21 protein-coding genes and 1 pseudogene are annotated in these 23,916 nt (G+C 74.8%); 19 read left to right on the top strand and 3 right to left on the bottom strand.

From position 1 onward, the window contains the following. Positions 1–86 precede the first annotated feature (86 nt). The 4 genes from H7X46_RS16040 to aroB all read left to right on the top strand — a co-directional run bounded on the left by H7X46_RS16040 (position 87) and on the right by aroB (position 3,892). Positions 87–728: a prepilin peptidase gene (locus tag H7X46_RS16040; protein WP_186360169.1), complete on the top strand. Its 642-nt coding sequence runs from the start codon at positions 87–89 to the stop codon at positions 726–728. Positions 729–858: 130 nt separating this feature from the next. Next, positions 859–2,064, top strand: coding sequence for a chorismate synthase (gene aroC / locus H7X46_RS16035; protein ID WP_186360168.1), 1,206 nt, complete (start codon positions 859–861; stop codon positions 2,062–2,064). Continuing rightward, positions 2,061–2,759 (top strand): shikimate kinase, encoded by a 699-nt coding sequence (locus H7X46_RS16030; protein ID WP_186360167.1) that lies wholly within the window; start codon positions 2,061–2,063, stop codon positions 2,757–2,759. Before aroC ends, H7X46_RS16030 begins: the two co-directional genes overlap by 4 nt. Beyond that, positions 2,756–3,892, top strand: coding sequence for a 3-dehydroquinate synthase (gene aroB / locus H7X46_RS16025; protein ID WP_222131328.1), 1,137 nt, complete (start codon positions 2,756–2,758; stop codon positions 3,890–3,892). The genes H7X46_RS16030 and aroB overlap by 4 nt, the downstream gene beginning before the upstream one ends. 12 nt (positions 3,893–3,904) lie before the next feature. Here the strand turns inward: aroB and H7X46_RS16020 are convergent, their stop codons facing one another. Then, positions 3,905–4,624 (bottom strand): MBL fold metallo-hydrolase, encoded by a 720-nt coding sequence (locus H7X46_RS16020; RefSeq protein WP_186360166.1) that lies wholly within the window; start codon positions 4,622–4,624, stop codon positions 3,905–3,907. A gap of 35 nt (positions 4,625–4,659) precedes the next feature. Here H7X46_RS16020 and H7X46_RS16015 point away from each other — a divergent pair, with 35 nt between their 5' ends. The 3 genes from H7X46_RS16015 (at position 4,660) to nusB (ending at position 6,908) form a co-directional block, all read left to right on the top strand. Continuing rightward, positions 4,660–5,736, top strand: a complete 1,077-nt coding sequence (locus tag H7X46_RS16015) for a Xaa-Pro peptidase family protein (protein ID WP_186360165.1) — start codon at positions 4,660–4,662, stop codon at positions 5,734–5,736. A gap of 190 nt (positions 5,737–5,926) precedes the next feature. Beyond that, positions 5,927–6,487: an elongation factor P gene (gene efp, locus H7X46_RS16010; protein WP_186360164.1), complete on the top strand. Its 561-nt coding sequence runs from the start codon at positions 5,927–5,929 to the stop codon at positions 6,485–6,487. A gap of 1 nt (position 6,488) precedes the next feature. Then, positions 6,489–6,908 (top strand): transcription antitermination factor NusB, encoded by a 420-nt coding sequence (gene nusB / locus H7X46_RS16005; protein WP_186360163.1) that lies wholly within the window; start codon positions 6,489–6,491, stop codon positions 6,906–6,908. A gap of 118 nt (positions 6,909–7,026) precedes the next feature. Here the strand turns inward: nusB and H7X46_RS16000 are convergent, their stop codons facing one another. Then, the gene (locus tag H7X46_RS16000) at positions 7,027–7,518 is read right to left on the bottom strand and encodes a transcriptional regulator (RefSeq protein ID WP_186360162.1); all 492 of its coding nucleotides are present in this window, start codon (positions 7,516–7,518) and stop codon (positions 7,027–7,029) included. Between the two features lie 544 nt (positions 7,519–8,062). Between H7X46_RS16000 and pyrR the strand changes: the two genes are divergently transcribed. The 10 genes and pseudogenes from pyrR (at position 8,063) to coaBC (ending at position 19,451) form a co-directional block, all read left to right on the top strand. Then, the gene (pyrR, locus tag H7X46_RS15995) at positions 8,063–8,653 is read left to right on the top strand and encodes a bifunctional pyr operon transcriptional regulator/uracil phosphoribosyltransferase PyrR (protein ID WP_186360161.1); all 591 of its coding nucleotides are present in this window, start codon (positions 8,063–8,065) and stop codon (positions 8,651–8,653) included. Continuing rightward, entirely contained in the window at positions 8,650–9,594 is a 945-nt protein-coding gene (locus tag H7X46_RS15990) for an aspartate carbamoyltransferase catalytic subunit (RefSeq protein ID WP_186360160.1), read from the top strand. The genes pyrR and H7X46_RS15990 overlap by 4 nt, the downstream gene beginning before the upstream one ends. Next, positions 9,591–10,883, top strand: coding sequence for a dihydroorotase (locus H7X46_RS15985; RefSeq protein ID WP_186360159.1), 1,293 nt, complete (start codon positions 9,591–9,593; stop codon positions 10,881–10,883). The genes H7X46_RS15990 and H7X46_RS15985 overlap by 4 nt, the downstream gene beginning before the upstream one ends. After that, positions 10,880–12,025, top strand: a pseudogene (carA, locus tag H7X46_RS15980) (glutamine-hydrolyzing carbamoyl-phosphate synthase small subunit); the annotation flags it as partial. The gene H7X46_RS15985 and the pseudogene carA, both read left to right, overlap by 4 nt. A gap of 326 nt (positions 12,026–12,351) precedes the next feature. Continuing rightward, positions 12,352–15,717 (top strand): carbamoyl-phosphate synthase large subunit, encoded by a 3,366-nt coding sequence (gene carB, locus H7X46_RS15975; protein WP_255426146.1) that lies wholly within the window; start codon positions 12,352–12,354, stop codon positions 15,715–15,717. Beyond that, positions 15,714–16,550: an orotidine-5'-phosphate decarboxylase gene (pyrF, locus tag H7X46_RS15970; RefSeq protein ID WP_370588798.1), complete on the top strand. Its 837-nt coding sequence runs from the start codon at positions 15,714–15,716 to the stop codon at positions 16,548–16,550. Before carB ends, pyrF begins: the two co-directional genes overlap by 4 nt. 423 nt (positions 16,551–16,973) lie before the next feature. Continuing rightward, positions 16,974–17,288, top strand: coding sequence for an integration host factor, actinobacterial type (gene mihF / locus H7X46_RS15965; RefSeq protein ID WP_010234602.1), 315 nt, complete (start codon positions 16,974–16,976; stop codon positions 17,286–17,288). Between the two features lie 13 nt (positions 17,289–17,301). Next, a complete protein-coding gene (gmk, locus tag H7X46_RS15960; protein ID WP_186360157.1) occupies positions 17,302–17,964 on the top strand; it encodes a guanylate kinase in 663 nt (220 codons plus the stop codon). Then, entirely contained in the window at positions 17,961–18,227 is a 267-nt protein-coding gene (gene rpoZ, locus H7X46_RS15955) for a DNA-directed RNA polymerase subunit omega (protein ID WP_186360156.1), read from the top strand. Before gmk ends, rpoZ begins: the two co-directional genes overlap by 4 nt. A gap of 9 nt (positions 18,228–18,236) precedes the next feature. Next, positions 18,237–19,451: a bifunctional phosphopantothenoylcysteine decarboxylase/phosphopantothenate--cysteine ligase CoaBC gene (gene coaBC / locus H7X46_RS15950; protein ID WP_370588797.1), complete on the top strand. Its 1,215-nt coding sequence runs from the start codon at positions 18,237–18,239 to the stop codon at positions 19,449–19,451. Positions 19,452–19,527: 76 nt separating this feature from the next. Here the strand turns inward: coaBC and H7X46_RS15945 are convergent, their stop codons facing one another. Further along, entirely contained in the window at positions 19,528–20,043 is a 516-nt protein-coding gene (locus H7X46_RS15945) for an SH3 domain-containing protein (RefSeq protein ID WP_186360155.1), read from the bottom strand. 336 nt (positions 20,044–20,379) lie between these two features. Between H7X46_RS15945 and metK the strand changes: the two genes are divergently transcribed. Both metK and H7X46_RS15935 read left to right on the top strand, forming a co-directional pair. Further along, positions 20,380–21,597, top strand: a complete 1,218-nt coding sequence (gene metK / locus H7X46_RS15940) for a methionine adenosyltransferase (protein WP_186360154.1) — start codon at positions 20,380–20,382, stop codon at positions 21,595–21,597. A gap of 94 nt (positions 21,598–21,691) precedes the next feature. Further along, a complete protein-coding gene (locus tag H7X46_RS15935; protein ID WP_186360153.1) occupies positions 21,692–23,797 on the top strand; it encodes a primosomal protein N' in 2,106 nt (701 codons plus the stop codon). The last annotated feature ends 119 nt before the right edge of the window (positions 23,798–23,916 follow it).

The raw sequence follows: 23,916 nt of genomic DNA, 5'->3' as shown, positions 1-23,916 counted from the left end.
AGACATCGCCGAACCGCTCGGGAAAGTTGTCCACAGGCGCCGAAGTCGTGGGTGCAACCGTGCCGATCCACGGCAGGCTCGATCGCATGGACCTCCTGCACCACCCGCTCGTCGCGACCTTGCTCCTCGGCGCCGCCGGTGCGCTCGCCGGCGCGCTGACCCGCTGCTGGCTGGCCCGCTTGCGCCGTGGTGCACCGGTCGAACCACCGTGGTGCGAAGCCGGGCTCGGCGTGCTGTGGGCCGGGCTCGGTGCGGTGGGCGCCGGCGGCTTGATCGACGTCCGGTGGGCACCGGTGCTCGCCGTCGTGTGCTGGCTGGGTGTCGCCGGCGCGGCCACGGACCTGCTGCGGCGGCGGTTGCCGGACGCGCTGACCCTGCCCGCGCTGCCGGCGGTGGTCCTCGCGCTCCTCCCGGCCGGGCCCGGCGCGGTGCTGCGCGGAGTCGCCGGGGCGCTGCTGCTGGCCGGGGCGTACGCCGCCGTCCACCTGATCTCGCCGGTCGCGATGGGCGCCGGCGATGTCAAGCTCGCCGGACCGGTCGGGGCCGCGGTCACCGGCCCGTCCTGGAGTGCGCTCGCGGCCGCGGCCCTGCTCACCGCGTTGTTGTCGGCCGCCGTCGCCGGATGCGCGCTGCTCGCCGGCCGGGCACGGTGGGGGAGCAGGCTCCCGCACGGACCGGTGCTGCTCGGTTCGGCACTCGTCGTGATCGTGGCCGGCGCGGCCGGATGAACGGCGCGCCACCCGGGACCGGCCGGACGGCCGCCGCGCCGCCACAGGCCGGGCTGATGCCCCCACCGCCGCCCCGGCCCGGCCTCGGCCTGGTCCGGGCCCGGAAACCCCGGGTGAGAGGATGGATGCCGTGCTGCGATGGTTGACCGCCGGGGAGTCCCACGGTCCTGCGCTGGTGGGCGTGCTCGAGGGCATGGTCGCCGGAGTCGGGATCACCACGAAGGAGCTGCAGGCCGAGCTGGCCCGCCGCAAGCTCGGCTACGGCCGCAGCCCGCGGATGGCGTTCGAGGCCGACGAGCTCGAGGTGGTCGGCGGCATCCGGCACGGCATCACCCAGGGCGGCCCGGTCGCCGTCCGCATCGGCAACACCGAGTGGCCGAAGTGGGAGACCGTCATGGCGGCCGACCCTGTGGACCCGGAGCTGATCGCGCACCGGGCCCGCAACGCGCCGCTGACCCGGCCCCGGCCCGGCCACGCCGACCTCGCGGGGATGACCAAGTACGGCTTCGACGAGGCCCGCCCGGTCCTGGAGCGCGCGAGCGCCCGGGAGACCGCGGCCCGGGTGGTGCTCGGCACGGTCGCGAAGGCGTTCCTGGACCAGGCGCTCGGCGTGCGGATCGTGTCCCACGTGGTCGGGATCGGTGCCGTCGACGCCCCGGACGACGAGCCGCTGCCCGGCCCGGACGACCTCGACCGGATCGACGCGAACCCGGTGCGCGCGTTCACCGAGGAGACCGGCGCCGCGATGGCCGCCGAGATCGACGCGGCGCACGAGGCCGGTGACACCCTCGGCGGGGTCATCGAGGTGATCGCGTACGGGATGCCGGTCGGCGTCGGCAGCTACGTGCAGGCGGACCGCCGGCTCGACGCCCGCCTGGCGGCCGCCCTGATGGGCGTCCAGGCGATGAAGGGGGTCGAGATCGGCGACGGCTTCCGCACCGCGCACCGGCGCGGCAGCGTCGCCCACGACGAGATGGTCCCCGCGGGCGGCCCGAAGGAGGGCCCGGCGGGCACCGTCCCGGTCACCCGGCTCACCAACCGGGCCGGCGGCATCGAGGGCGGCATGACCAACGGGGAGCCGGTCCGCGTCCGGGTCGCGATGAAGCCGATCTCCACGGTGCCGCGGGCGCTGCGCACCGTCGACACCGTGACCGGCGAGGAGGCCACCGCCATCCACCAGCGGTCCGACGCGTGCGCCGTGCCGCGGGCCGGCGTGGTCGTCGAGACGATGGTCGCGCTGGTGCTGGCGCAGGCGGTGCTGGAGAAGTTCGGCGGCGACTCGCTGGCCGAGACCCGGCGGAACGTGGCCGGCTACCTGGCCGGGGGCGACCGGTGAGCGCGCCCGGACCGGACGCCGAGGGCCGTCCCTTCCTCGTGCTGGTCGGCCCGCCCGGGTCCGGCAAGACGACGATCGGCAGCCTGCTCGCCGAGCGGCTCGGCCTGACCTTCGCCGACACCGACGCCGTGGTCGTCGAGCGGATCGGCAAGCCGATCGCCGAGATGTTCGTGCAGGAGGGCGAGCCGGCGTTCCGGGCGCTCGAACGCGAGGTCGTCGCCGAGCAGCTCCGGGCCGGGCACGGGGTGCTCGCGCTCGGCGGGGGATCGGTGCTCGCGGCGGAGACCCGGGAGCTGCTGCGGGAGCACCGGGTCGTCGCGCTCGACGTCGACCTCGCCGACGGCATGCGCCGCACCGGCATGTCCGCCGCGCGGCCGCTGCTGGCCGGGGTGAACCCGCGGGCGACGTTCCGGGCGCTGCTCTCCGACCGGGCGCCGCTCTACGCCGAGGTCGCGACCGTGCAGGTGCAGACCGCGCGCCGCAGCCCCCACCAGGTCGTCGCCGCCGTGCTGCGTGCCTGCGAGCTCCCCGGGGCCGACGACGCCGATGCCGACGCCGACCCGGACGCGGAGGACCCGCGCGACCGGCCGACCCCCCGCGAGGACGCGCCGCTGCCGTCCCCCGGCTTCGGGGCCCCCGGGCGCGGTCGGGACGGCGGGAACGGCACACACGACGACCGGGTGGAGGCCCGATGACCGGCACCACCGACCCCACCGCGTTCCCGGACGACTCGGGCGTCGTCGAGCCGGACGGATCGGTCCGCATCGAGGTGCACGCCGAGCACCCGTACCCGGTGCTCGTCGGCGCCGGCGTCGCGGCCCGGCTGGCCGAGGTCGTCGCGGGCACCGGCGCCGGCCGCACCCTGATCGTGCACCCGCCGACCCTCGCCGACCGGGCGGAGGCCGCCCGCGCCGAGCTGACCGGGGCCGGGCTGGCCGCGTCCACGATCCAGGTCGCCGACGCCGAGGCCGGGAAGTCCCTCGACTCGCTCGCCGCCTGCTGGCAGGCCTGCGCGGACGCGGCGCTGACCCGCGCCGACGTCGTCGTGGGGCTCGGTGGGGGTGCGGTCACCGACCTCGCCGGGTTCGTCGCCGCCACCTGGATGCGCGGCATCCGGGTCGTGCACGTCCCGACCACGCTGCTCGCGATGGTCGACGCCGCGGTCGGTGGCAAGACCGGCATCAACACCGCGGCCGGGAAGAACCTGGTGGGTGCGTTCCACGAGCCGTCGGCGGTGCTCGTCGACCTGGACACCCTGCGCACGTTGCCCCGCGCCGAGCTCGTCGCCGGATCCGCCGAGGTGTGGAAGGCCGGTTTCATCGCCGACCCGGTCATCCTCGACCGGGTGCGCGCCGACCCGGCCGCGGCGCTCGACCCGGGCGGGCCGGTGCTGGCCGAGCTGGTGCGGCGCTCGATCCGGGTCAAGGCCGACGTGGTCGGCGCCGACCTGCGCGAGTCGCACCTGCGGGAGATCCTCAACTACGGCCACACCCTCGGCCACGCGATCGAGCGCCGCGAGGACTACCGGTGGCGGCACGGCAACGCCGTCTCGGTCGGGCTGGTGTTCGCCGCCGAGCTGGCCCGGGCCGCGGGCCGGCTCGACGACGCCACCGTGGACCTGCACCGCGAGGTGCTGGACCGGGTGGGCCTGCCGACCTCCTACGAGCCCGGGGCGCTGCCCGAGCTCACCGCGACCATGCGGGGGGACAAGAAGTCCCGGGCCGGGACGCTGCGGTTCGTCGTGCTCGACGGCCTCGCGAAGCCGGGGCGGCTCGAGGGCCCGGACCCGGCGCTGCTGGAAGCCGCCTACGCGGCGATCACCCGCTGAGCCGGCCGCGGCTCACCCGCCGAACGCTGCCACGAACTGCTCCGCGGAGCTCGCCCGGTACACCATGTTGGTGCGCTGCACGTCCTGCAGCGGCGCGCTGGCGGCGTCCGTGTAGCGGTGCCCGGGGTAGACGGTCGGGTTGCCCTTGAGCGACGCCAGCTGCTGCAGCGAGTGGTACATCTGCGCGGCGTCCCCGCCCGGGAAGTCGGTCCGCCCGCAGCCCTGCAGGAACAAGGTGTCACCGGCGACGAGCTTGTCCCCGCCGTCCGGGTCGGGCACCAGGAAGCTCTGGCTGCCCGGGGTGTGGCCCGGGGTGTGCAGCAGCCGGATCGCGACGTTGCCGACCTCGACGACGTCGTCGTGGTCGTGCGGGGTCAGGTCGGTCGCGGACAGGCCGGTCACCCGGGTCACGTAGTCGGCCTCGGGACGCTGGACGTGGATCGGCACCGGGTGCTTCCCGAGCAGGTCCGCGATCCCGCGGAGGTCGAAGCCCAGCATCGAGCCACCGACGTGGTCGGGGTGGTGGTGGGTGGCGAGCACCCCGGTGAGCCGCATGCCGTCCGCGTCGAGCACGGCCAGCAGCTCGTCGGGGGAGTAGGCAGGGTCGACGACCACCGCGTCCCGCGTCTCGGTGTCGCCGATCAGGTACGAGAAGTTGACCATCTGGGTGGCCACCGGGTCGCCGACGGCGTAGTCCTGGCCGGAGAGCAGCTGGCGGAAGTACAGGCCCATGCGGCGACCCTAGATGCCGGCATAGGGTCGCGCGCATGCCCCATGCCGCCCGCCGGGACGCCGTGCGCGCACTCCTCGACGCCGAGGGGCTGGACGCGCTGCTGGTCACCGACCTGCTCGACGTCCGCTACCTCACCGGGTTCACCGGCTCGAACGCCGCGGTCGTGGTGTCCCGCGCGGGCGAGGACCTGCTGTGCACCGACGGCCGGTACCGGCTCCAGGCGGCCGCGCAGTGCCCGGACCTGCCCGTGGTGATCGACCGGCCGAGCGCCCCGGCCGCCGCGGCGAGCGTCCCGACCGGGGCCGGACTGGGCTACGACTCGGCGACCCTGACGGTGGACGGGCTCGCCGCGGTCCGGGACGCGGCCCCGGGACGGCGCCTGCGCCGCGCCCCGGGCCTGGTCGGCCGGCTGCGGCAGGTCAAGGACGACGGCGAGGTCGCGGCGATCCGGGCCGCCTGCGAGCTGGCCGACACCGCGCTGCGCGCCCTGCTCGACGCCGGCGGGCTCGCGCCGGGCCGGACCGAGCGGGAGGTCGCCGGCGACCTCGACGACCGCATGCGGCGCCTGGGCGCGGCCGGGCCGTCGTTCGACACGATCCTCGCCGCCGGGGCGAACTCGGCCGTCCCGCACCACGCGCCGACGGACGCCGAGCTGTGCCGGGGCGACCTCGTGAAGATCGACTTCGGGGCGGAGCTGGACGGCTACCACTCCGACACCACCCGGACGTTCTGCCTCGGCCCGGCCGCCGGCTGGCAGCGCGAGCTGCACGCCCTGGTCGACGCCGCGGCCGGTGCCGGGCGGGCCGCGCTCGGCGGCGGTGCCGGGGTGCGCGAGGTCGACGCCGCCGCCCGCACGGTGATCGAGAAGGCGGGGTACGGCGACGAGTTCCCGCACGGCCTCGGGCACGGCGTCGGGCTGGCGGTCCACGAGCCGCCGTGGCTGGCCCGCACCGGGGCCGGGACCGTTCCCGCCGGCGCGGTCGTGACCGTCGAACCGGGCGTCTACCTGGAGGGACGCGGTGGGGTGCGGATCGAGGACACCCTGCACGTGCCGGCCGGCGGGCCCGCCGTACCGCTGACGACCCTGCCCCGCGACCTGATCGAGGTCTGAACCGGCCCGGCACGGGCAGGTGGACCGCGTGCCGGTACCCTTGACCGTCAGGTGCGCACCGCCCGCGGGCAGGGCGCGCCGGACGTACCGGACGTCCTCGCGACGCGCCGCCCGCCGACCGTGGCCGTGGCGCCGTCGGGACCCGGTGCCCGACCAGCGAGACCCGACACCCGATCAGGAGAACGCGCACGTGGCGACCACGAACGACCTGAAGAACGGCCTGGTGCTGAACCTCGAGGGCCAGCTGTGGACCGTGACGGCGTTCCAGCACGTCAAGCCGGGCAAGGGCGGCGCCTTCGTGCGCACCACCCTGAAGAACGTGATGTCCGGCAAGGTCGTCGACAAGACCTTCAACGCCGGCACCAAGGTCGACACCGCGACGGTCGACCGCCGCGACATGACCTACCTGTACCGCGAGGGCACCGACTTCGTGTTCATGGACGGCGACACCTTCGAGCAGATCCCGATCCCGGAGGAGAAGGTCGGCGACGCCGCGAAGTACCTGCTGGAGAACGCAGGCGCCCAGGTGTCGCTGCACGAGGGCGAGCCGCTGTTCGTGGAGCTTCCGACCTCGGTCGAGCTGGTCATCTCCCACACGGACCCGGGCCTGCAGGGCGACCGTTCCACGGGCGGTACCAAGCCGGCCACCCTGGAGACCGGCGCCGAGATCCAGGTGCCGCTGTTCCTGGAGTCCGGCACCAAGGTGAAGGTCGACACGCGGGACGGCCGCTACCTCGGCCGCGTGAGCTGACGTGCGTGCACGTACCAAGGCCCGCAAACGGGCCCTGGACATCCTCTTCGAGTCCGAGGCGCGTGGCGAGGCACCGCTGGAGGTGCTGGCCGCGCGCCGCGAGACCGACGACGCCCCACCGGTCCAGGACTACGCCGCGCGGCTGGTCGAGGGCGTCGCCACCCACCGCGAGCGGATCGACCAGCTGATCGCCGAGCACGCCGAGGGCTGGTCGGTCGACCGGATGCCGGCGGTGGACCGCGGGCTGCTGCGGATCGGCGTCTACGAGCTGCTGTGGGTCGACGACGTCGACGACCCGGTGGCGATCACCGAGGCCGTCGAGCTGGCCCGGACCCTGTCCACCGACGACTCGCCGCGCTACGTCAACGGCGTGCTCGGCCAGATCTCGGACATCGCCGAGCACCTGCGCGCCACCCTGTAGGGCCACGCGGAGATCCGGGCGGTGACGGCCGGAGAACTGTGCCGAGCAAACGGCCACCACCGCCCGGACGGGCGCCGAGCGCGCCACCCTTCCCCTGGGGCGCGTCCGGCGGGTCCGATCATCCCACGTGCGGGCCGGGCCGGGACTCGGGCGGCAGCACGCCCCACTCGATGAGCTGGTCGGTCAGCTCGCCGGGGGACATGTCGTAGATGATCGCGAGCGAGCGCAGGTCCTCGGCCCGGATCGAGAGCACCTTGCCGTTGTAGTCGCCGCGCTGGCTCTGGATGGCCGCGGCGTAGCGGGCCAGCGGCCCGACCTTGTCCGCGGGCAGCTGCTGCAGCCGCTCCAGATTGATCACGATCTTGGTGGCGGGCTCGCTGCCCGACGGGACGCGCCCCTCGGGGAGCAGCTCGGCCACCGGGACCCCGTAGAAGTCGGCCAGCTCGGCCAGCTTCTGCACGGTGACCGCACGGTCGCCGCGCTCGTAGGAGCCCACGACGACCGCCTTCCAGCGCCCGCCCGACTTCTGCTCGACGCCGTGCAGCGACAGCCCCTGCTGCTGCCTGATCGCCCGGAGCTTGCCCCCGAGCGCCTTGGCGTAGTCGCCCATCGATCTCCTCGTTCCTGCGGTCCGTGCCGGCGGCCGGTCGTCACCGGCGGTGTGCCGGAAGTGGCCGTGTCGTCGCCCCTGTGGGTGGTTGCCCGGCGGGGTGGCGACACCGGGCCCGCGCCGGCTCGTGTACCGGCGCGCTCGCTCCGGCCCTGCGGCACGTTCCCTATTTGATACGGAGAGTAATCCTCCGGGTCCGGTCCGGCGCGGTCAAGTTCGACCCCCTGCCCGGGGGGTTGACGAGCGGTTTCCCACACGAACGGGGCAGTGGTCGTCCCTCGTCGGCGGTAGCGCTGGGTGTGGACGCCCGGGCCGGACCACCCGCTCTTGTGGGTGTGATGGGCAGAACCGGGTATCGCCGGACCCGCTCGGACGACCGGGCGACGGCTGCGCATCGTGATCGGACCGTGACCTCGGGTGGGTGACGGCCGGTCCACCGGCGCCGGACGGGACAGGGCCCACGTCACATCGGGGCGGTTGCTAGGTTGAGCGCGCAAGACCGTCCTTTAAGACCCGTCCGGTGAGGCGGGGAAGGAGCGACCTCGTGGCGCAGAACCGCCGCGGGGACGTCGACGCGCAGGACTCCCGCCGGGAGCTGCTGTCCGCGGCCGACGTCACCCGCACCATCGCGCGCATCGCGCACCAGATCATCGAGAAGACGGCGTTCGGCCCCGACCGGCCCGACGACCTCGTCCTGCTGGGCGTCCCCACCCGGGGCGTCCACCTCGCGCACCGGCTGGCCGCCGCGATCACCGAGTTCGCCGGCGCCGCCCCGGCCGTCGGCTCCGTCGACGCCACCCTCTATCGCGACGACCTGCGGCGCGGCCCGGCCCGCGCGCTGGAGTCGACCGCGGTGCCCGAGGGCGGGGTGGACGACAAGCTGGTCGTGCTCGTCGACGACGTCCTGATGTCCGGCCGCACCACCCGGGCCGCGCTCGACGCGCTGCGCGACGAGGGCCGGCCGCGGATCGTCCAGCTCGCCGTGCTCGTCGACCGCGGCCACCGCGAGCTGCCGATCCGTGCCGACTACGTGGGCAAGAACGTGCCCACCTCGCGCACCGAGCAGATCCTGGTGTCGCTGTCGGAGATCGACGGCAGCGACGGCGTGTGGATCACCCAGGGGGAGACCGCGTGAAGCACCTGCTCTCGGTCGCCGACCTCGACGCCAGCGAGGCCACGGCGCTGCTCGACACCTCCGACCGGCTGCGCCAGGCGCTGCTCGGGCGCGAGGTCCGCAAGCTGCCGACGCTGCGCGGCCGCACCGTCATCACGATGTTCTACGAGAACTCGACCCGCACCCGGGTCTCGTTCGAGATCGCCGGCAAGTGGATGAGCGCCGACACCGTGAACGTGTCGGCGTCCGGCTCGTCGGTGTCCAAGGGGGAGTCGCTGCGCGACACCGCGCTGACCCTGTCCTCGATGGGCGTCGACTGCGTGATCGTGCGGCACCCGGCCTCCGGTGCGGCGCACCGGCTGGCGCACTGGTTGGAAGCCGACCGGGAGAACACCGGGACGCCGACCGCGATCGTGAACGCCGGTGACGGCACCCACGAGCACCCCACCCAGGCCCTCCTGGACGCCGCGACGCTGCGCGACCGGCTCGGCGGCATCGCCGGGCGGCGGGTCGCGATCGTCGGCGACGTCCTGCACTCGCGGGTCGCCCGGTCCAACGTGCTGCTGCTCGCCACGCTGGGCGCCGAGGTGGTGCTGGTCGCGCCGCCGACGCTGCTGCCCACCGGGGTCGAGTCCTGGCCGTGCCGGGTCTCGCACACCCTCGACGCCGAGCTGCCGGCCGCCGACGCGGTGATGATGTTGCGCGTGCAGGCCGAGCGGATGCACGGCGGCTTCTTCCCCTCCTCGCGGGAGTACGCCGTCCGGTTCGGGCTGTCCGAGGACCGGGCCGCCCTGCTGCGCGAGGACGCCGTGGTGCTGCACCCCGGGCCGATGGTCCGCGGCATGGAGATCGCCCCCGCGGTCGCCGACGCGCCCAGCTCCGCCGTCCTGCAGCAGGTCCGCAACGGCGTGCACGTCCGGATGGCCGTCCTCTACCACCTTCTCGCCGGAGCCCCCGAATGACCGATCTGCTCATCACCAACGCACGGCCCTACGGCGAGGACCCGGTCGACGTGCTCGTCGCCGACGGGGTCGTCCGCACGATTGGGACCGGCCTGACCGCCCCCGAGGGCAGCGGCGTGCTCGACGCGCAGGGCGCCGTCCTGCTGCCCGGGTTCGTCGACCTGCACGTCCACCTGCGCGAACCCGGTGGCGAGGAGTCCGAGACGATCGAGACCGGCAGCCGCGCCGCCGCGCTCGGCGGGTTCACCGCGGTCTTCGCGATGCCGAACACCGACCCGGTCGCCGATTCCGACGTCGTCGTCGAGCACGTGTGGCGGCGCGGCGCCGAGGTGGGGCTCGTCGACGTCCACCCGGTCGGTGCGGTCACCGTCGGGCTGGGCGGCGAGCGGCTCGCCGAGCTCGGGACCATGACCGACTCGCGCGCCGCCGTCCGGATGTTCTCCGACGACGGGCGGTGCGTGAACGACCCGCTGATCATGCGGCGGGCACTGGAGTACGCCTCCGCGCTGGACGCCGTGATCGCCCAGCACGCCGAGGACCACCGCCTCACCGGCGGGGCGCAGGCGCACGAGGGTGCCGTCGCGGCCCGGCTGGGGCTCGCCGGATGGCCGGCCACCGCCGAGGAGACGATCGTCGCCCGGGACTGCGCGCTGGCCCGGGAGGCACGGGCCCGGCTGCACGTCTGCCACATCTCGACCGCCCGCACGATCGACGTGCTGCGCGCGGCCAAGGCGCAGGGCGTGCAGGTCTCCGCCGAGGTCACCCCGCACCACCTGCTGCTCACCGACAGCAGACTGTCCAGCTACGACCCGGTGAACAAGGTCAACCCGCCGCTGCGCACCGCGGAGGACACCCGGGCCATGCGGGAGGCGCTCGCCGAGGGCGTGATCGACGTGGTCGCCACCGACCACGCCCCGCACGCGCAGCAGTACAAGGACACCGAGTGGCAGGCGGCGAAACCCGGCATGCTGGGCCTGCAGACCGCGCTGTCGGTGCTGATCGAGACCATGGTCGAGCCCGGCCTGCTCGACTGGCACGGCGTCGCGCGCGTGCTGTCCGAGCGCCCCGCCGAGATCGGGCGGCTGCCCGACCAGGGCCGGCCGGTCGCGGAGGGGGAGCCGGCGACGTTCGCGCTCGTCGACCCGGACGCGGTCTGGACGGTGCGTGGCGCGAACCTGGCGAGCAAGGCGGCGAACACGCCGTACGAGGGAATGCGGCTGCCCGGATCGGTGGTCGCGACGGTGCTGCGTGGCCGGATCACGGCGCAGGACGGGAAGGTGCAGGCATGAAGTCGTTGGGGGTCGGCAGCGGGCGGAGCGCGCGGGGTGGGGACAACACCGCGCTGCTGGTGCTCGAGGACGGGCGGATCTTCCGCGGCGAGGCGTACGGCGCGACCGGGGCGACCCTCGGCGAGGCCGTGTTCACCACCGGGATGACCGGCTACCAGGAGACCCTGACCGACCCGTCGTACCACCGCCAGATCGTGCTGCAGACCGCACCGCAGATCGGCAACACCGGCTGGAACGACGCCGACGACGAGTCGTCGGGCATCCAGGTCGCCGGCTACGCGGTGCGTGACCCGGCCCGGCGGGCGTCGAACTGGCGGGCCACCGGCTCGCTGGAGGACGCGCTGCGGGCGCAGGGGATCGTCGGCATCGCGGGGATCGACACCCGGGCCGCGGTCCGGCACCTGCGCGAGCGGGGTGCGATGCGGGCCGGGATCTTCTCCGGTTCCGCGCTGGCGCCCGAGGCGGAGCTCGTCGAGCGGGTCGTGCAGAGCCCGCCGATGGAGGGCGCCGACCTCTACGGCGCGGTGACGACGACCGAGCCCTACGTCGTCCCGGCCGTCGGGGAGCGGCGGTTCGTCGTGGCCGCGCTCGACGTGGGGATCAAGTACAACACCCCGCGGATGATGGCGGCGCGCGGCATCGAGGTGCACGTGCTGCCGGCGTCGAGCACGATCGAGACGATCGAGTCCCTGCGGCCCGACGGGTTCTTCCTGGCCAACGGCCCGGGCGACCCGGCCACCGCCGACCATCCGGTCGCGCTGACCAGGCAGGTGCTGGAGCGGCGGATCCCGCTGTTCGGGATCTGCTTCGGCAACCAGATCCTGGGCCGCGCGCTGGGCCGCTCCACCTACAAGCTGCGCTACGGCCACCGGGGCATCAACATCCCGGTCGTGGAGCACGCCACCGGCCGGGTCGCGATCACCTCGCAGAACCACGGCTTCGCCGTCGCGGGCGAGGCCGGCGAGGAGTTCGACACCCCGTACGGGCGGGCGGTGATCACCCACACCTGCCCGAACGACGGCTGCGTCGAGGGCATGGCCGGGATCGACTTCCCGGCGTTCTCCGTGCAGTACCACCCGGAGGCCGCCGCCGGCCCGCACGACGCCGCCGACCTGTTCGACCGGTTCGTGCAGCTCATGGCCGGCCACCCGGTCGGCTACGCCGGCGTCGCCGCGCAGCGGCCCGCGGGCGTCGAGCCGGCCCCGTACCCGGAGGTGGAGGTCCTCCCCGGCGAGGAACCGGTCACCGGCCCGGGCGGGGAACGGCCGGGGCAGGCCCGGCCCGGGGCCCCGGACCCGCTGACCGCGCCGTTCTCCGACGTGGAGAACGCCCTGCGCGGCGACGACGACCCGGGCGCGGCGACCGGCCGCTCCGGCCCCGTCGACGACCGACCCTGGCCGCCACCCGCGGCCGACCCGACCACCCCGTCCGACCAGGACGGCCCGCAGGCCCGGCAGGAGGACCGCTGATGCCCCGCCGCGACGACATCAACCACGTGATGGTGATCGGATCCGGGCCGATCGTCATCGGACAGGCCTGCGAGTTCGACTACTCCGGGACCCAGGCGTGCCGGGTGCTGCAGGCCGAGGGCATCCGGGTCTCGCTGGTCAACTCGAACCCGGCCACGATCATGACCGACCCGGAGTTCGCCGACGCCACCTACGTCGAGCCGATCACCCCGGAGTTCGTCGAGAAGGTCATCGCCGCGGAGCGGCCGGACGCGATCCTGGCGACCCTGGGCGGGCAGACCGCGCTGAACACCGCGATCGCGCTGCACGACAACGGCGTGCTGGAGCGCTACGGCGTCGAGCTGATCGGCGCCGACGTCGACGCCATCCAGCGGGGCGAGGACCGGCTGAAGTTCAAGGACATCGTCACGAGCGTCGGCGGCGACGTGCCGCGCTCGCGGGTCTGCCACTCGATGGACGAGGTCCGGGCCGCGGCCGGGGAACTCGGCCTGCCGGTCGTGATCCGGCCGTCGTTCACGATGGGCGGCCTCGGCTCGGGCATGGCGCACACCGCCGAGGAGCTGGAGCGCCTCGCCGGTGCGGGGCTGGACGCGTCCCCGGTCACCGAGGTCCTCATCGAGGAGTCGGTGCTCGGCTGGAAGGAGTACGAGCTCGAGCTGATGCGCGACCACCACGACAACGTGGTCGTCGTCTGCTCGATCGAGAACCTCGACCCGATGGGCGTGCACACCGGGGACTCGATCACCGTCGCGCCCGCGATGACGCTGACCGACCGCGAGTACCAGCACATGCGCGACGTCGGCATCGCCGTGCTCCGCGAGGTCGGCGTCGACACCGGTGGCTGCAACATCCAGTTCGCGATCCACCCGGAGACCGGGCGCCTGGTGGTCATCGAGATGAACCCGCGCGTGTCCCGGTCGTCGGCGCTGGCGTCCAAGGCCACCGGCTTCCCGATCGCGAAGATCGCCGCCCGGCTGGCCGTCGGCTACACCCTCGACGAGATCCGCAACGACATCACCGGCGAGACCCCGGCCGCGTTCGAGCCGACGCTGGACTACGTCGTCGTCAAGATCCCGCGGTTCGCGTTCGAGAAGTTCCCCGGCGCCGACCCCGAGCTGACGACGACCATGAAGTCGGTCGGCGAGGCGATGGCACTGGGCCGCTCGTTCCCGGAGGCGCTGGGCAAGGCGCTGCGCTCGATGGAGCGGGCCCGGGCCGGCTTCTGGACGGCGCCGGACCCGGACGGCGATCCCGAGTACGCCAGCCCGGTCGACGGCCGGATCTACGAGGTCGAGCGCGCGCTGCGGTCCGGGCAGTCGGTCGACGACGTCGCCAAGGCCTCCGGCATCGACCCGTGGTTCGTCGACCAGATCGCGCTGCTCGGCGAGCTCCGGGCCGAGCTCGAGGCCGCGCCGGTGCTCGACGCCGACCTGCTGCGCAAGGCCAAGCGGTACGGCCTGTCCGACCGGCAGCTGGCCGCGGTCCGTCCCGAGTTCGCGGGCGAGGACGGCGTGCGGACGCTGCGGCACCGGCTGGGGATCCGCCCGGTCTACAAGACCGTCGACACCTGCGCCGCCGAGTTCGCCGCGAGGACGCCGTACCACTACTCGGCCTACGAGACCGACCCGGCCGCCGAGTCGGAGATCGCCCCGCAGACCGAGAAGCCGAAGGTGCTGATCCTGGGCTCCGGCCCGAACCGGATCGGGCAGGGCATCGAGTTCGACTACTCGTGCGTGCACGCCGTGATGGCCCTGCGGGCCGCCGGGTTCGAGACCGTGATGGTCAACTGCAACCCGGAGACGGTGTCGACCGACTACGACACCGCCGACCGGCTCTACTTCGAGCCGCTCACCTTCGAGGACGTGCTGGAGGTCGTGCACGCCGAGCAGCGGTCCGGCACGGTCGCCGGCGTCATCGTCCAGCTCGGCGGGCAGACCCCGCTCGGCCTGGCACAGCGGCTCACCGAGGCCGGGGTGCCGGTCGTCGGGACGACGGCGGCGGCGATCGACCTGGCCGAGGACCGCGGCGCGTTCGGCGAGGTGCTGCGCAAGGCGGGCCTGCCGGCGCCGGACTACGGCATGGCGACCAGCTTCGACGAGGCCCGCGAGATCGCCGCCCGGATCGGCTACCCGGTGCTGGTGCGGCCCTCGTACGTGCTGGGCGGGCGCGGCATGGAGATCGTCTACGACGAGGCCACGCTGGCCGGCTACATCGCCCGCGCCACGACGGTCTCGCAGGACCGGCCGGTGCTCGTCGACAAGTTCCTCGACGACGCCATCGAGATCGACGTCGACGCCCTGTGCGACGGCGACGAGGTCTACCTCGGCGGCGTGATGGAGCACATCGAGGAGGCCGGGGTGCACTCCGGTGACTCGTCGTGCACGCTGCCGCCGATCACGCTGGGCTCGTCGGTGCTGGCCAAGGTCCGGGAGGCGACCGAGGCCATCGCACACGGCGTCGGCGTCCGGGGGCTGCTCAACGTGCAGTACGCGCTGCACGGCGACGTGCTCTACGTGCTGGAGGCCAACCCGCGCGCGTCGCGGACGGTGCCGTTCGTGTCCAAGGCGACGTCGGTGCCGCTGGCCAAGGCCGCCGCGCGGATCATGCTGGGCGCCACCGTCGCCGAGCTGCGCGCCGAGGGAATGCTGCCCGCCACCGGCGACGGCGGCCTGCTCCCGGCCGACTCGCCGGTCGCGGTGAAGGAGGCGGTGCTGCCGTTCAACCGGTTCCGCAACACCGCGGGCCAGGGCGTGGACCCGCTGCTCGGCCCGGAGATGAAGTCGACCGGCGAGGTCATGGGCTTCGACGCGGCGTTCGGGCCGGCCTTCGCGAAGTCCCAGGCGGCGGCCTACGGCTCGCTGCCGACCTCGGGGCGGGTGTTCGTCTCGATCGCCGACCGCGACAAGCGGGCGATGGTGTTCCCCATCCGCCGCCTCGCCGATCTCGGGTTCGAGGTGCTCGCCACCGAGGGCACCGCGGAAATGCTGCGCCGCAACGGGATCAGCGTGACCGTGGTCCGCAAGCACTCGGCCGGGTCGACGCCGGACAACCCGACGATCGTCGACACGATCCTCGACGGGGGCGTCGACCTGATCGTCAACACCCCGGTCGGCAACCCCGGGCCGCGGGTCGACGGCTACGAGATCCGCGCCGCGGCCGTGTCCCGCGGTGTCCCGTGCATCACCACGGTCCAGGGGGCTGCGGCCGCGGTGCAGGGCATCGAGGCGCTGGCCTCCGGCGGGCTCGGCGTGCGGTCGCTGCAGCAGGCGCACGCGGCACTGCGGTCCGGACCGGACGCCGGGTTCGTGACGCACGCCGTCTCCGGGCCGGGTGCGGACACACCTTCCCCGGCGCCGCGATCGTGACCGGGTTCGGGCAGCGGCTCGCCGACGCCGTCGCGGCGTACGGGCCGCTGTGCGCCGGGATCGACCCGCACCCGCCGCTGCTGGCCCGGTGGGGCCTGGCCGACGACGCCGACGGGCTGGCCCGGTTCGCCGACGCCTGCCTGGCCGGCTTCGCCGGTGCCGTCGCCCTGGTGAAGCCGCAGTCGGCGTTCTTCGAGCGGCACGGCTCGGCCGGGATCGCGGTGCTGGAACGGCTGCTGGCCGGCTTCGCCGGGACGCCGACGCTGACCCTGCTCGACGCCAAGCGCGGCGACATCGGGTCCACGATGGACGGGTACGCGGACGCCTGCCTCCGGCCCGGCGCACCGCTCGGCGCCGATGCGGTGACGCTCTCGCCGTACCTGGGGTTCGGCTCCCTGGAGCCGGCGTTCACCGCGGCCGCCGCGGCCGGCCGCGGGGTGTTCGTGCTGGCGCGCACGTCCAACCCGGAGGGTGGTGCGGTGCAGCTCGCCACCGCCCCCGGGGGCCGCACCGTCGCCCAGTCGATGGTCGACGCGGCGGCCGAGCGCAACGCGGGTGCGGTACCCACCGGCGACGTCGGCGTGGTCGTCGGCGGCACCCACGACCACGGGCTGGACCTGTCCGCGCTGAACGGCCCGGTGCTCGTGCCGGGCCTGGGTGCGCAGGGCGCAGACCCGGCCGACATCGCGTCCCGGTTCGCGGGTGCCTCCGGCCCGGTGCTGCCGGCGGCGGCCCGGACCCTGCTGGCGGCCGGGCCGGACCCGGCCGCGTTGCGGGACGCGGCGCGGGCGCTGGGGGAGGAGCTGGCCTCGGCCCGCGCCGTGGCGGGCTGAACGCCTCCGCCGGCGCGCGAGTAGCCGGGTCGAGCCGGACGACACCCCTGCGTCGGCAGGCGTACCGTCCGTCGCCGGTCGTGTGCGTTCCGCGTGCGGCCGGTGGCCCTGGGCGCTCCGGGAGTGCAACTGGGCGCGAGCGGCCGTGTCGCGAACCGGCCGTCCGGCGGACCGTGTTGCGCCGACCCGTCGTCCGGGGGAGCCCGGCGGCACCGCGAGCGGCATCACAGAGCGTGCCGATGATCACCTCACAGCCGGCGAAACCGGAGGTGGGACCCCCATTGACGCCCGTGTGGAGGGCGTGGGTACGTTCGATCGCAACTCCGGGGCGTCCCCCGGACGGGTCGGTGCGACCACCACCCGAGCGCCGCCACCCGGCGACGAGCACGACCTGAACGACACGGAGAGTACGGAGGCATCACCGTGGCCCTTCCCCAGCTGACCGAGGAACAGCGCGCTGCCGCGCTGGAGAAGGCCGCGGCCGCGCGCCGGGCCCGCGCGGAGCTGAAGGACCGCCTCAAGCGAGGGGGCACCACCCTCGAGGAGGTCCTCAAGAAGGCCGAGACCGACGAGGTCCTCGGCAAGATGAAGGTCTCTGCGCTCCTGGAGGCCCTGCCGAACGTCGGCAAGGTCCGCGCGCAGCAGATCATGGAGGAGCTGGAGATCGCGAGCAGCCGCCGGCTGCGCGGCCTCGGCGACCGGCAGCGCAAGGCGTTGCTCGAGCGCTACCCGAGCTGACCCGGCGCACCCCGTGACCGGAACTTCCTCCGATCCGTCGCCGGCGTCCCCCGACCAGGCCGGCCGCCCGGCCCGCGGGCGCCTGCTCGTGCTGGCCGGGCCGTCCGGCGTGGGGAAGAGCAGTGTGGTCGCGGGCCTGCGCGAGGCGCTGCCGGAGCTGCTGTTCAGCGTGTCCGCCACGACCCGGCCGGCCCGGCCGGGCGAGGTGGACGGCCGTGACTACCGCTTCGTGTCCCGCGAGGAGTTCGACGCGCTGATCGAGCGCGGCGAGCTCCTGGAGTGGGCCGAGGTGCACGGCGGGCTGCAGCGCTCCGGCACGCCGCGGGAACCGGTGGAGCGGGCGCTCGCCGCGGGCCGTCCGGTCCTCGTCGAGGTCGACCTGCAGGGCGCCCGCTCGGTGAAGCGGGTCCTGCCCGAGGCCGTCACCGTGTTCGTCGCACCGCCGTCGATGGAGGAGCTCGCCCGCCGGCTCACCGACCGCGGCACCGACACCCCGGAGCAGCGGGCCCGCCGGCTGCGTACCGCCATCGAGGAGATGGAGGCCCGGCACGAGTTCGACGAGGTCGTCGTCAACGACGACCTGCGGGCCGTGATCGGCCGGTTGGTAGCATTGGTGGTCGACCGTGACGCCGCGCGAGGCCTCGGTCCCCCGTCCGCTTCTGGAGTGAGTACGTGAGCACGCCTACCGGCACCACCGCCCCCGAGGGCATCACCTACCCGCCGATCGACGACCTGCTCGGCCAGGTCAGCTCGAAGTACGCGCTGGTCATCTACGCGGCCAAGCGCGCCCGGCAGATCAACGACTACTACTCCCAGCTCGGCGAGGGCCTGCTGGAGTACGTCGGCCCGCTCGTCGAGCCGGGCCCCCGCGAGAAGCCGCTGTCGATCGCCATGCGCGAGATCCAGGCCGGCATGCTCGAGCACACCGAGGGCGAGTAAGACCCCACCGTGCCTCCCGAGGTCCTGCTCGGCGTCTCCGGCGGCATCGCCGCCTACAAGAGCGCGGAGCTGCTGCGCCGGCTGACCGAGTCCGGTCACGCCGTGCGGGTCATCCCCACCGAGTCCGCGCTGCGGTTCGTCGGCGCCGCGACCTTCGAGGCGCTCTCCGGGCGCCCGGTGGCGACCGGTGTCTTCGACGACGTCCACGAGGTCCCGCACGTCGCCCTCGGGCAGCAGGCCGACCTCGTCGTCGTCGCCCCGGCCACCGCGGACCTGATGGCCCGGCTCGCCCACGGCCGCGCCGACGACCTGCTCACCGGCGCGCTGCTCACCGCGCGCTGCCCGGTCCTGCTGGCCCCCGCGATGCACACCGAGATGTGGGAGCACCCCGCCACCCGGGACAACGTCGCGCTCCTGCGCTCCCGGGGGACGGTCGTCCTGGAGCCGGCGTCCGGCCGGCTGACCGGCGCCGACACCGGCAAGGGCCGGCTGCCCGACCCGGCCGAGATCTTCGACGTGGCCCGGCTGCTGCTGGAACGCGCGGACGCGCTGCCCCGGGACCTGGAGGGCCGGCACGTCGTCGTGAGCGCCGGCGGCACCCGCGAGAACCTGGACCCGGTGCGCTACCTCGGCAACCGCTCGTCCGGCCGGCAGGGCTACGCGCTCGCCCGGGTCGCCGCCCAGCGCGGGGCCCGGGTCACGCTCGTCGCCGGGCACACCGCCGACCTGGGCACACCCGCCGGCGTGGACCTGGTCCCGGCGGGCACCGCCGCGGCGATGGAGGCCGCCGTCCGCGACGCCGCCGTCGGCGCCGACGCGGTCGTCATGGCCGCCGCCGTCGCCGACTTCCGGCCCGTCGAGTCCGCCGCCGACAAGATCAAGCGGGGGAGCGACGAGCCCGCCCCGCTGCGCCTGGCGCAGAACCCGGACATCCTCGCCGGGATCGTGCGGGACAACCCCCGGCCCGGCCAGGTGATCGTCGGGTTCGCCGCGGAGACCGGTGACGCCCAGGGCGACGCCCTGCACCACGGTCGCGCCAAGCTCGCCCGCAAGGGCTGCGACCTGCTCGTCGTCAACACCGTCGGGGACGGCAAGGCGTTCGAGACCCTCGACAACGCCGGCTGGCTGCTCGCCCGCGACGGCGGCGAGGAGGAGCTCCCGATGGGGTCGAAGGCACTGCTCGCCTCCCGGATCTGGGACGCCGTCACCCCGCGCCTGCCCTGAGCAGCCTGCTCCGGGAACGACAGCGGCGCCGCTGCAGACCGCAGCGGCGCCGTCGCGTCGTGGTGACCGGGTCTGGTCAGTCCTCCCAGAAGGAGGGGGACTCGCTGCTGTTCGGGGCGGAGGACGACGGCGACGCCGGGGCGGTCGGCGCGGTCCGGGCCTCCGGCGCGGCGGACCCGCTCGGCGCCGGCTCGGCAGTGCCGCTGGGCTGCGGGGCCTGCGTCGCGCTCGGGGTGCTGCTCGACGACGGCTCGGTGCTGGTCGAGGTCAGCGAGTCCTCCGAGTCCTCCGAGGATCCGGTCTGCGGCGACGAGCTCGACGAGGTCGTGACGTAGTCGGCGACCGCCCAGCCGCCGTACTCCGGCAGCTCGACGAAGCCGTCCTTCGTCTCGCCGACCGAGGTGGTCTCACCGCGCTCGCACACGCCGACGATCGGGGCGTCCGGCTTCGCCTCGGAGCGCACGTTCACGCTCGAGGTGCAGGTTCCGGTGCCGGCCGCGGTCGCCGTGCCGGCGATCAGACCGGTGACGGTGACGCCCGCCACCGCCAGGGCACCGACGGCGGCGGCGATGCGTCGCGAGTTCGGCTTCATCGTGGGATTACCTCCGTGCCGACGGCGGACTGGGGAACCGCCGTTCCGTGTGGTCAGAGCCACCTCACGGCCACTGCCGCGAGGCGTTGTCCGGCCCAACGAGGCCGCGCGGGATCGATTCGCGACCGAGGGGGTCAACCACCCCATCCGGCGACACCACGTAGTCGACGCTCGGCGTGTCGCTACGCTCCGTATGTGAGCTGGCCCTCCGTCACCCCTTGCGGGCGGCGGATCTGGACTAGGGTGAGCCGCCAGAGGGCGTTCCGAAGTCTTGGGTGCGTCCGGACCAGCGCGGTCGAGAGGCTGTGCCGGAGTGAACGCAGTACCACCAACGGGATGGAGAAACAGCGCGTGTCGAACACGAGCCGCCGTCTGTTCACGAGCGAGTCGGTCACCGAGGGCCACCCGGACAAGATCTGTGACGCGATCAGCGACACGATCCTCGACGCCATGCTCGCGCAGGACCCCAGCAGCCGGGTGGCCGTCGAGACCCTCGTGACCACCGGGCAGGTGCACGTCGCCGGCGAGGTCACCACCAACGCCTATGTCGAGATCCCGCAGCTCGTGCGGGACAAGATCCTCGAGATCGGCTACGACTCCTCCGCGAAGGGTTTCGACGGCGCGTCCTGCGGCGTCAACATCGCGATCGGCGCCCAGTCCCCGGACATCGCCCAGGGCGTGGACACGGCCTACGAGAAGCGCGTCGAGTCCGCCGAGGACGAGATCGCCAAGCAGGGTGCGGGCGACCAGGGCCTGATGTTCGGCTACGCCTGCGAGGACACCCCGGAGCTGATGCCGCTGCCGATCGCGCTCGCGCACCGGCTCTCCCGCCGGCTGACCGAGGTCCGGAAGAACGGCACCCTGCCCTACCTGCGGGCCGACGGGAAGACCCAGGTCACGATCGACTACGACGGCGACAAGCCGGCCCGGCTGGACACCGTCGTCCTGTCCACGCAGCACGCCGCCGACGTCGACCTCGACGGCATGCTCGCCCCGGACATCCTCAAGCACGTCGTGACCCCCGAGGTCGAGGCGCTGGGCTGGGACCCGAGCGAGCCGCGGCTGCTGGTCAACCCGACCGGCCGCTTCGTCCTCGGCGGCCCGATGGGTGACGCGGGCCTCACCGGCCGGAAGATCATCGTCGACACCTACGGCGGCATGGCCCGCCACGGTGGCGGCGCGTTCTCCGGCAAGGATCCGTCGAAGGTGGACCGCTCCGCGGCGTACGCCATGCGCTGGGTGGCGAAGAACGCCGTCGCCGCCGGGCTGGCCGGCCGGATCGAGGTCCAGGTCGCCTACGCGATCGGCAAGGCGGCCCCGGTCGGCCTGTTCGTCGAGACCTTCGGCACGGAGAACGTCGACCCCGCCAAGATCCAGAAGGCGATCGAGCAGGTCTTCGACCTGCGCCCGGCCGCGATCATCCGCGACCTGAAGCTGCTGCGGCCGATCTACGCGCCGACCGCCGCCTACGGTCACTTCGGCCGGACCGACATCGACCTGCCGTGGGAGGACACCTCCCGCGCGGACGCGCTCAAGTCCGCCGTCGGGGCCTGATCGATCCAGTACCGGCCGTGGCCGGGTCCGCACCCCGCGGGCCCGGCCACGGCCGTGTCGCCGGCCCGTCGGGAGCGTCTGGTAGACCCTGGCCGTGAGTTCTCCCGCGACGGCACGGTCCGCACGGACGGGTGCGCCGCGGCGTCCCGCACGGAACCGCGGCGAGTGGCGGCCCGCGGAGACGGCACCGGTGGCCCGGGTGGTCGTCGACGTGCCGCTGCCGCATTTGGACCGGCCCTTCGACTACCGGGTGCCGGCGCACCTCGACGAGGCCGCCGTCCCCGGGGTGCGGGTGCGGGTCCGGTTCGCCGGGCGGATGGTCGACGGCTACCTGCTCGAGCGGGTGGACGGCTCCGCGCACGGTGGGAAGCTCGCCTGGGTCGACAAGGTGGTCTCCGCCGAGCCGGTGCTGACCCCGGAGATCGCCGGTCTCGCGCGGGCCGTCGCCGACCGGTACGCCGGGGTGCTCGCCGACGTGCTGCGGCTCGCGATCCCCGCCCGGCACGCGCGGGTCGAGTCGGAGCAGCCGAGCGATCGGGCCGTCCCCGACCCGGAACCGCCCGACCGCACCGGGTGGGACGCCTACCCGCGCGGGGGCGCCCTGCTCGACGCCCTGGCCCGCGGCCGGGCCGCGCACGCCGTCTGGCAGGCGCTGCCCGGCGAGGACTGGGCGGCCCGGCTCGCCGAGGCCGCCGCCGCGACCCGGACCGCGGGCCGGTCCGCGCTGCTGGTGGTGCCCGACCAGCGCGACGTCGACCGGCTGCACGCCGCCTGCGCGGCGCTGCTCGGTGCGGACGCCGTCGTCGCGCTCACCGCCGACCTCGGGCCCGCCGAGCGGTACCGGCGGTGGCTGGCGGTGCGGCGCGGGAACGTCCGGGTCGCCGTCGGGACGCGGTCGGCCGCGTTCGCCCCGCTCGGCGAGCTCGGCCTGCTGGCCGTCTGGGACGACGGCGACGACTCCCACTCGGAGCCGCGCGCGCCGTACCCGCAGGTCCGGGACGTGCTCGTGCTGCGTGCCCACCGGGAGGGCGCCGCCCTGCTGGTCGGCGGGTTCGCCCGCACCGCAGAGGCGCAGCTGCTGGTGGAGTCCGGCTGGGCGCGGGAGGTCGTCGCGGACCGGGCGACGGTCCGGGCCCGCGCCCCGCGGGTGACCGCGATCGGGGAGAGCGACACCCAGCTCGTCCGCGACCCGGCGGCCCGGGCGGCGCGGGTGCCGGGGGTGGCGTTCGAGGCGGCCCGGGCGGCGCTGCAGGCGGGACGGCCGGTACTGGTGCAGGTCCCGCGGTCCGGGTACTTGCCGTTCCTGGCGTGCGCGTCGTGCCGGGAGGCGTCGCGGTGCCGGCACTGCGCGGGTCCGCTGGGGCTGCCGCGTCCGGCGGCCGGCGAGCGGGGCGCGGACCCCGGTGGCGCGGCCGGCCTGCCGGCGTGCCGCTGGTGCGGCCGGGTGGAGCCCGCGTTCCGGTGCGGCAACTGCGGGTCCCGCCGGCTGCGGGCCGGCGTGATCGGCGCCGGCCGGACCGCCGAGGAGCTCGGGCGGGCGTTCCCGGGCGTGACGGTCCGGACCTCCGGTGGCGGCTCCGCGGTGCTGGACGCCGTGCCGGCCGGCCCGTCCCTGGCGGTCGCCACGCCCGGTGCGGAACCGGTCGCCGACGGCGGATACGGTGCCGCGCTGCTGCTCGACGGCTGGGCGATGCTGGCCCGCCCCGACCTGCGGGTGGCCGAGGAGACCCTGCGGCGCTGGTTCGCCGCGGCCGCCGGTGTGGTCCCGCACGCCGACGGCGGCCGCGTCGTGGTCGTCGCCGACTCGGCGATCCCGACCGTGCAGGCACTCGTCCGGTGGGACCCGGCCTGGCACGCCGAGGGTGAGCTGGCCGAACGCGCCGAGGTCGGCTTCCCGCCCGCGGTGCGGATGGCCGCCGTCGAGGGCCCGCCCGCCGCCGTCGCCGAGATCTGCGACCTCGTGGTCGACCCCGACCGGGACCCGCCCGAGGGCGTGGAGCTGCTCGGGCCGGTGGAGATCGACCCGCCGGAGCGGCCCGGCGCGGGCGGCGGGGACGTCCGGGAACGGGCGCTGCTGCGGGTGCCGCGCCGGGCCGGGCGCCGGCTCGCGGCGGCCCTGCACGACGCCCAGGCGCTGCGCACCGCCCGGAAGGCCACCGAGACCGTGCGGGTGCGCCTGGACCCCGACGAGATCGACTGACCCGGCGTCCGGGAGCCCGGCGGTGCCACCGGCCGGCGCGGTGCGGCGGCCTGCGGGGGCAGGGGCGGCGCGGTCGCGCAGTGGCACAATGGCGCGGTCGCGCACTGGCACAGTGGAGC

This window comes from Pseudonocardia sp. C8, from assembly GCF_014267175.1.
Classification (GTDB): domain Bacteria; phylum Actinomycetota; class Actinomycetes; order Mycobacteriales; family Pseudonocardiaceae; genus Pseudonocardia.
This window is presented reverse-complemented; position numbering and strand designations above follow the sequence as displayed.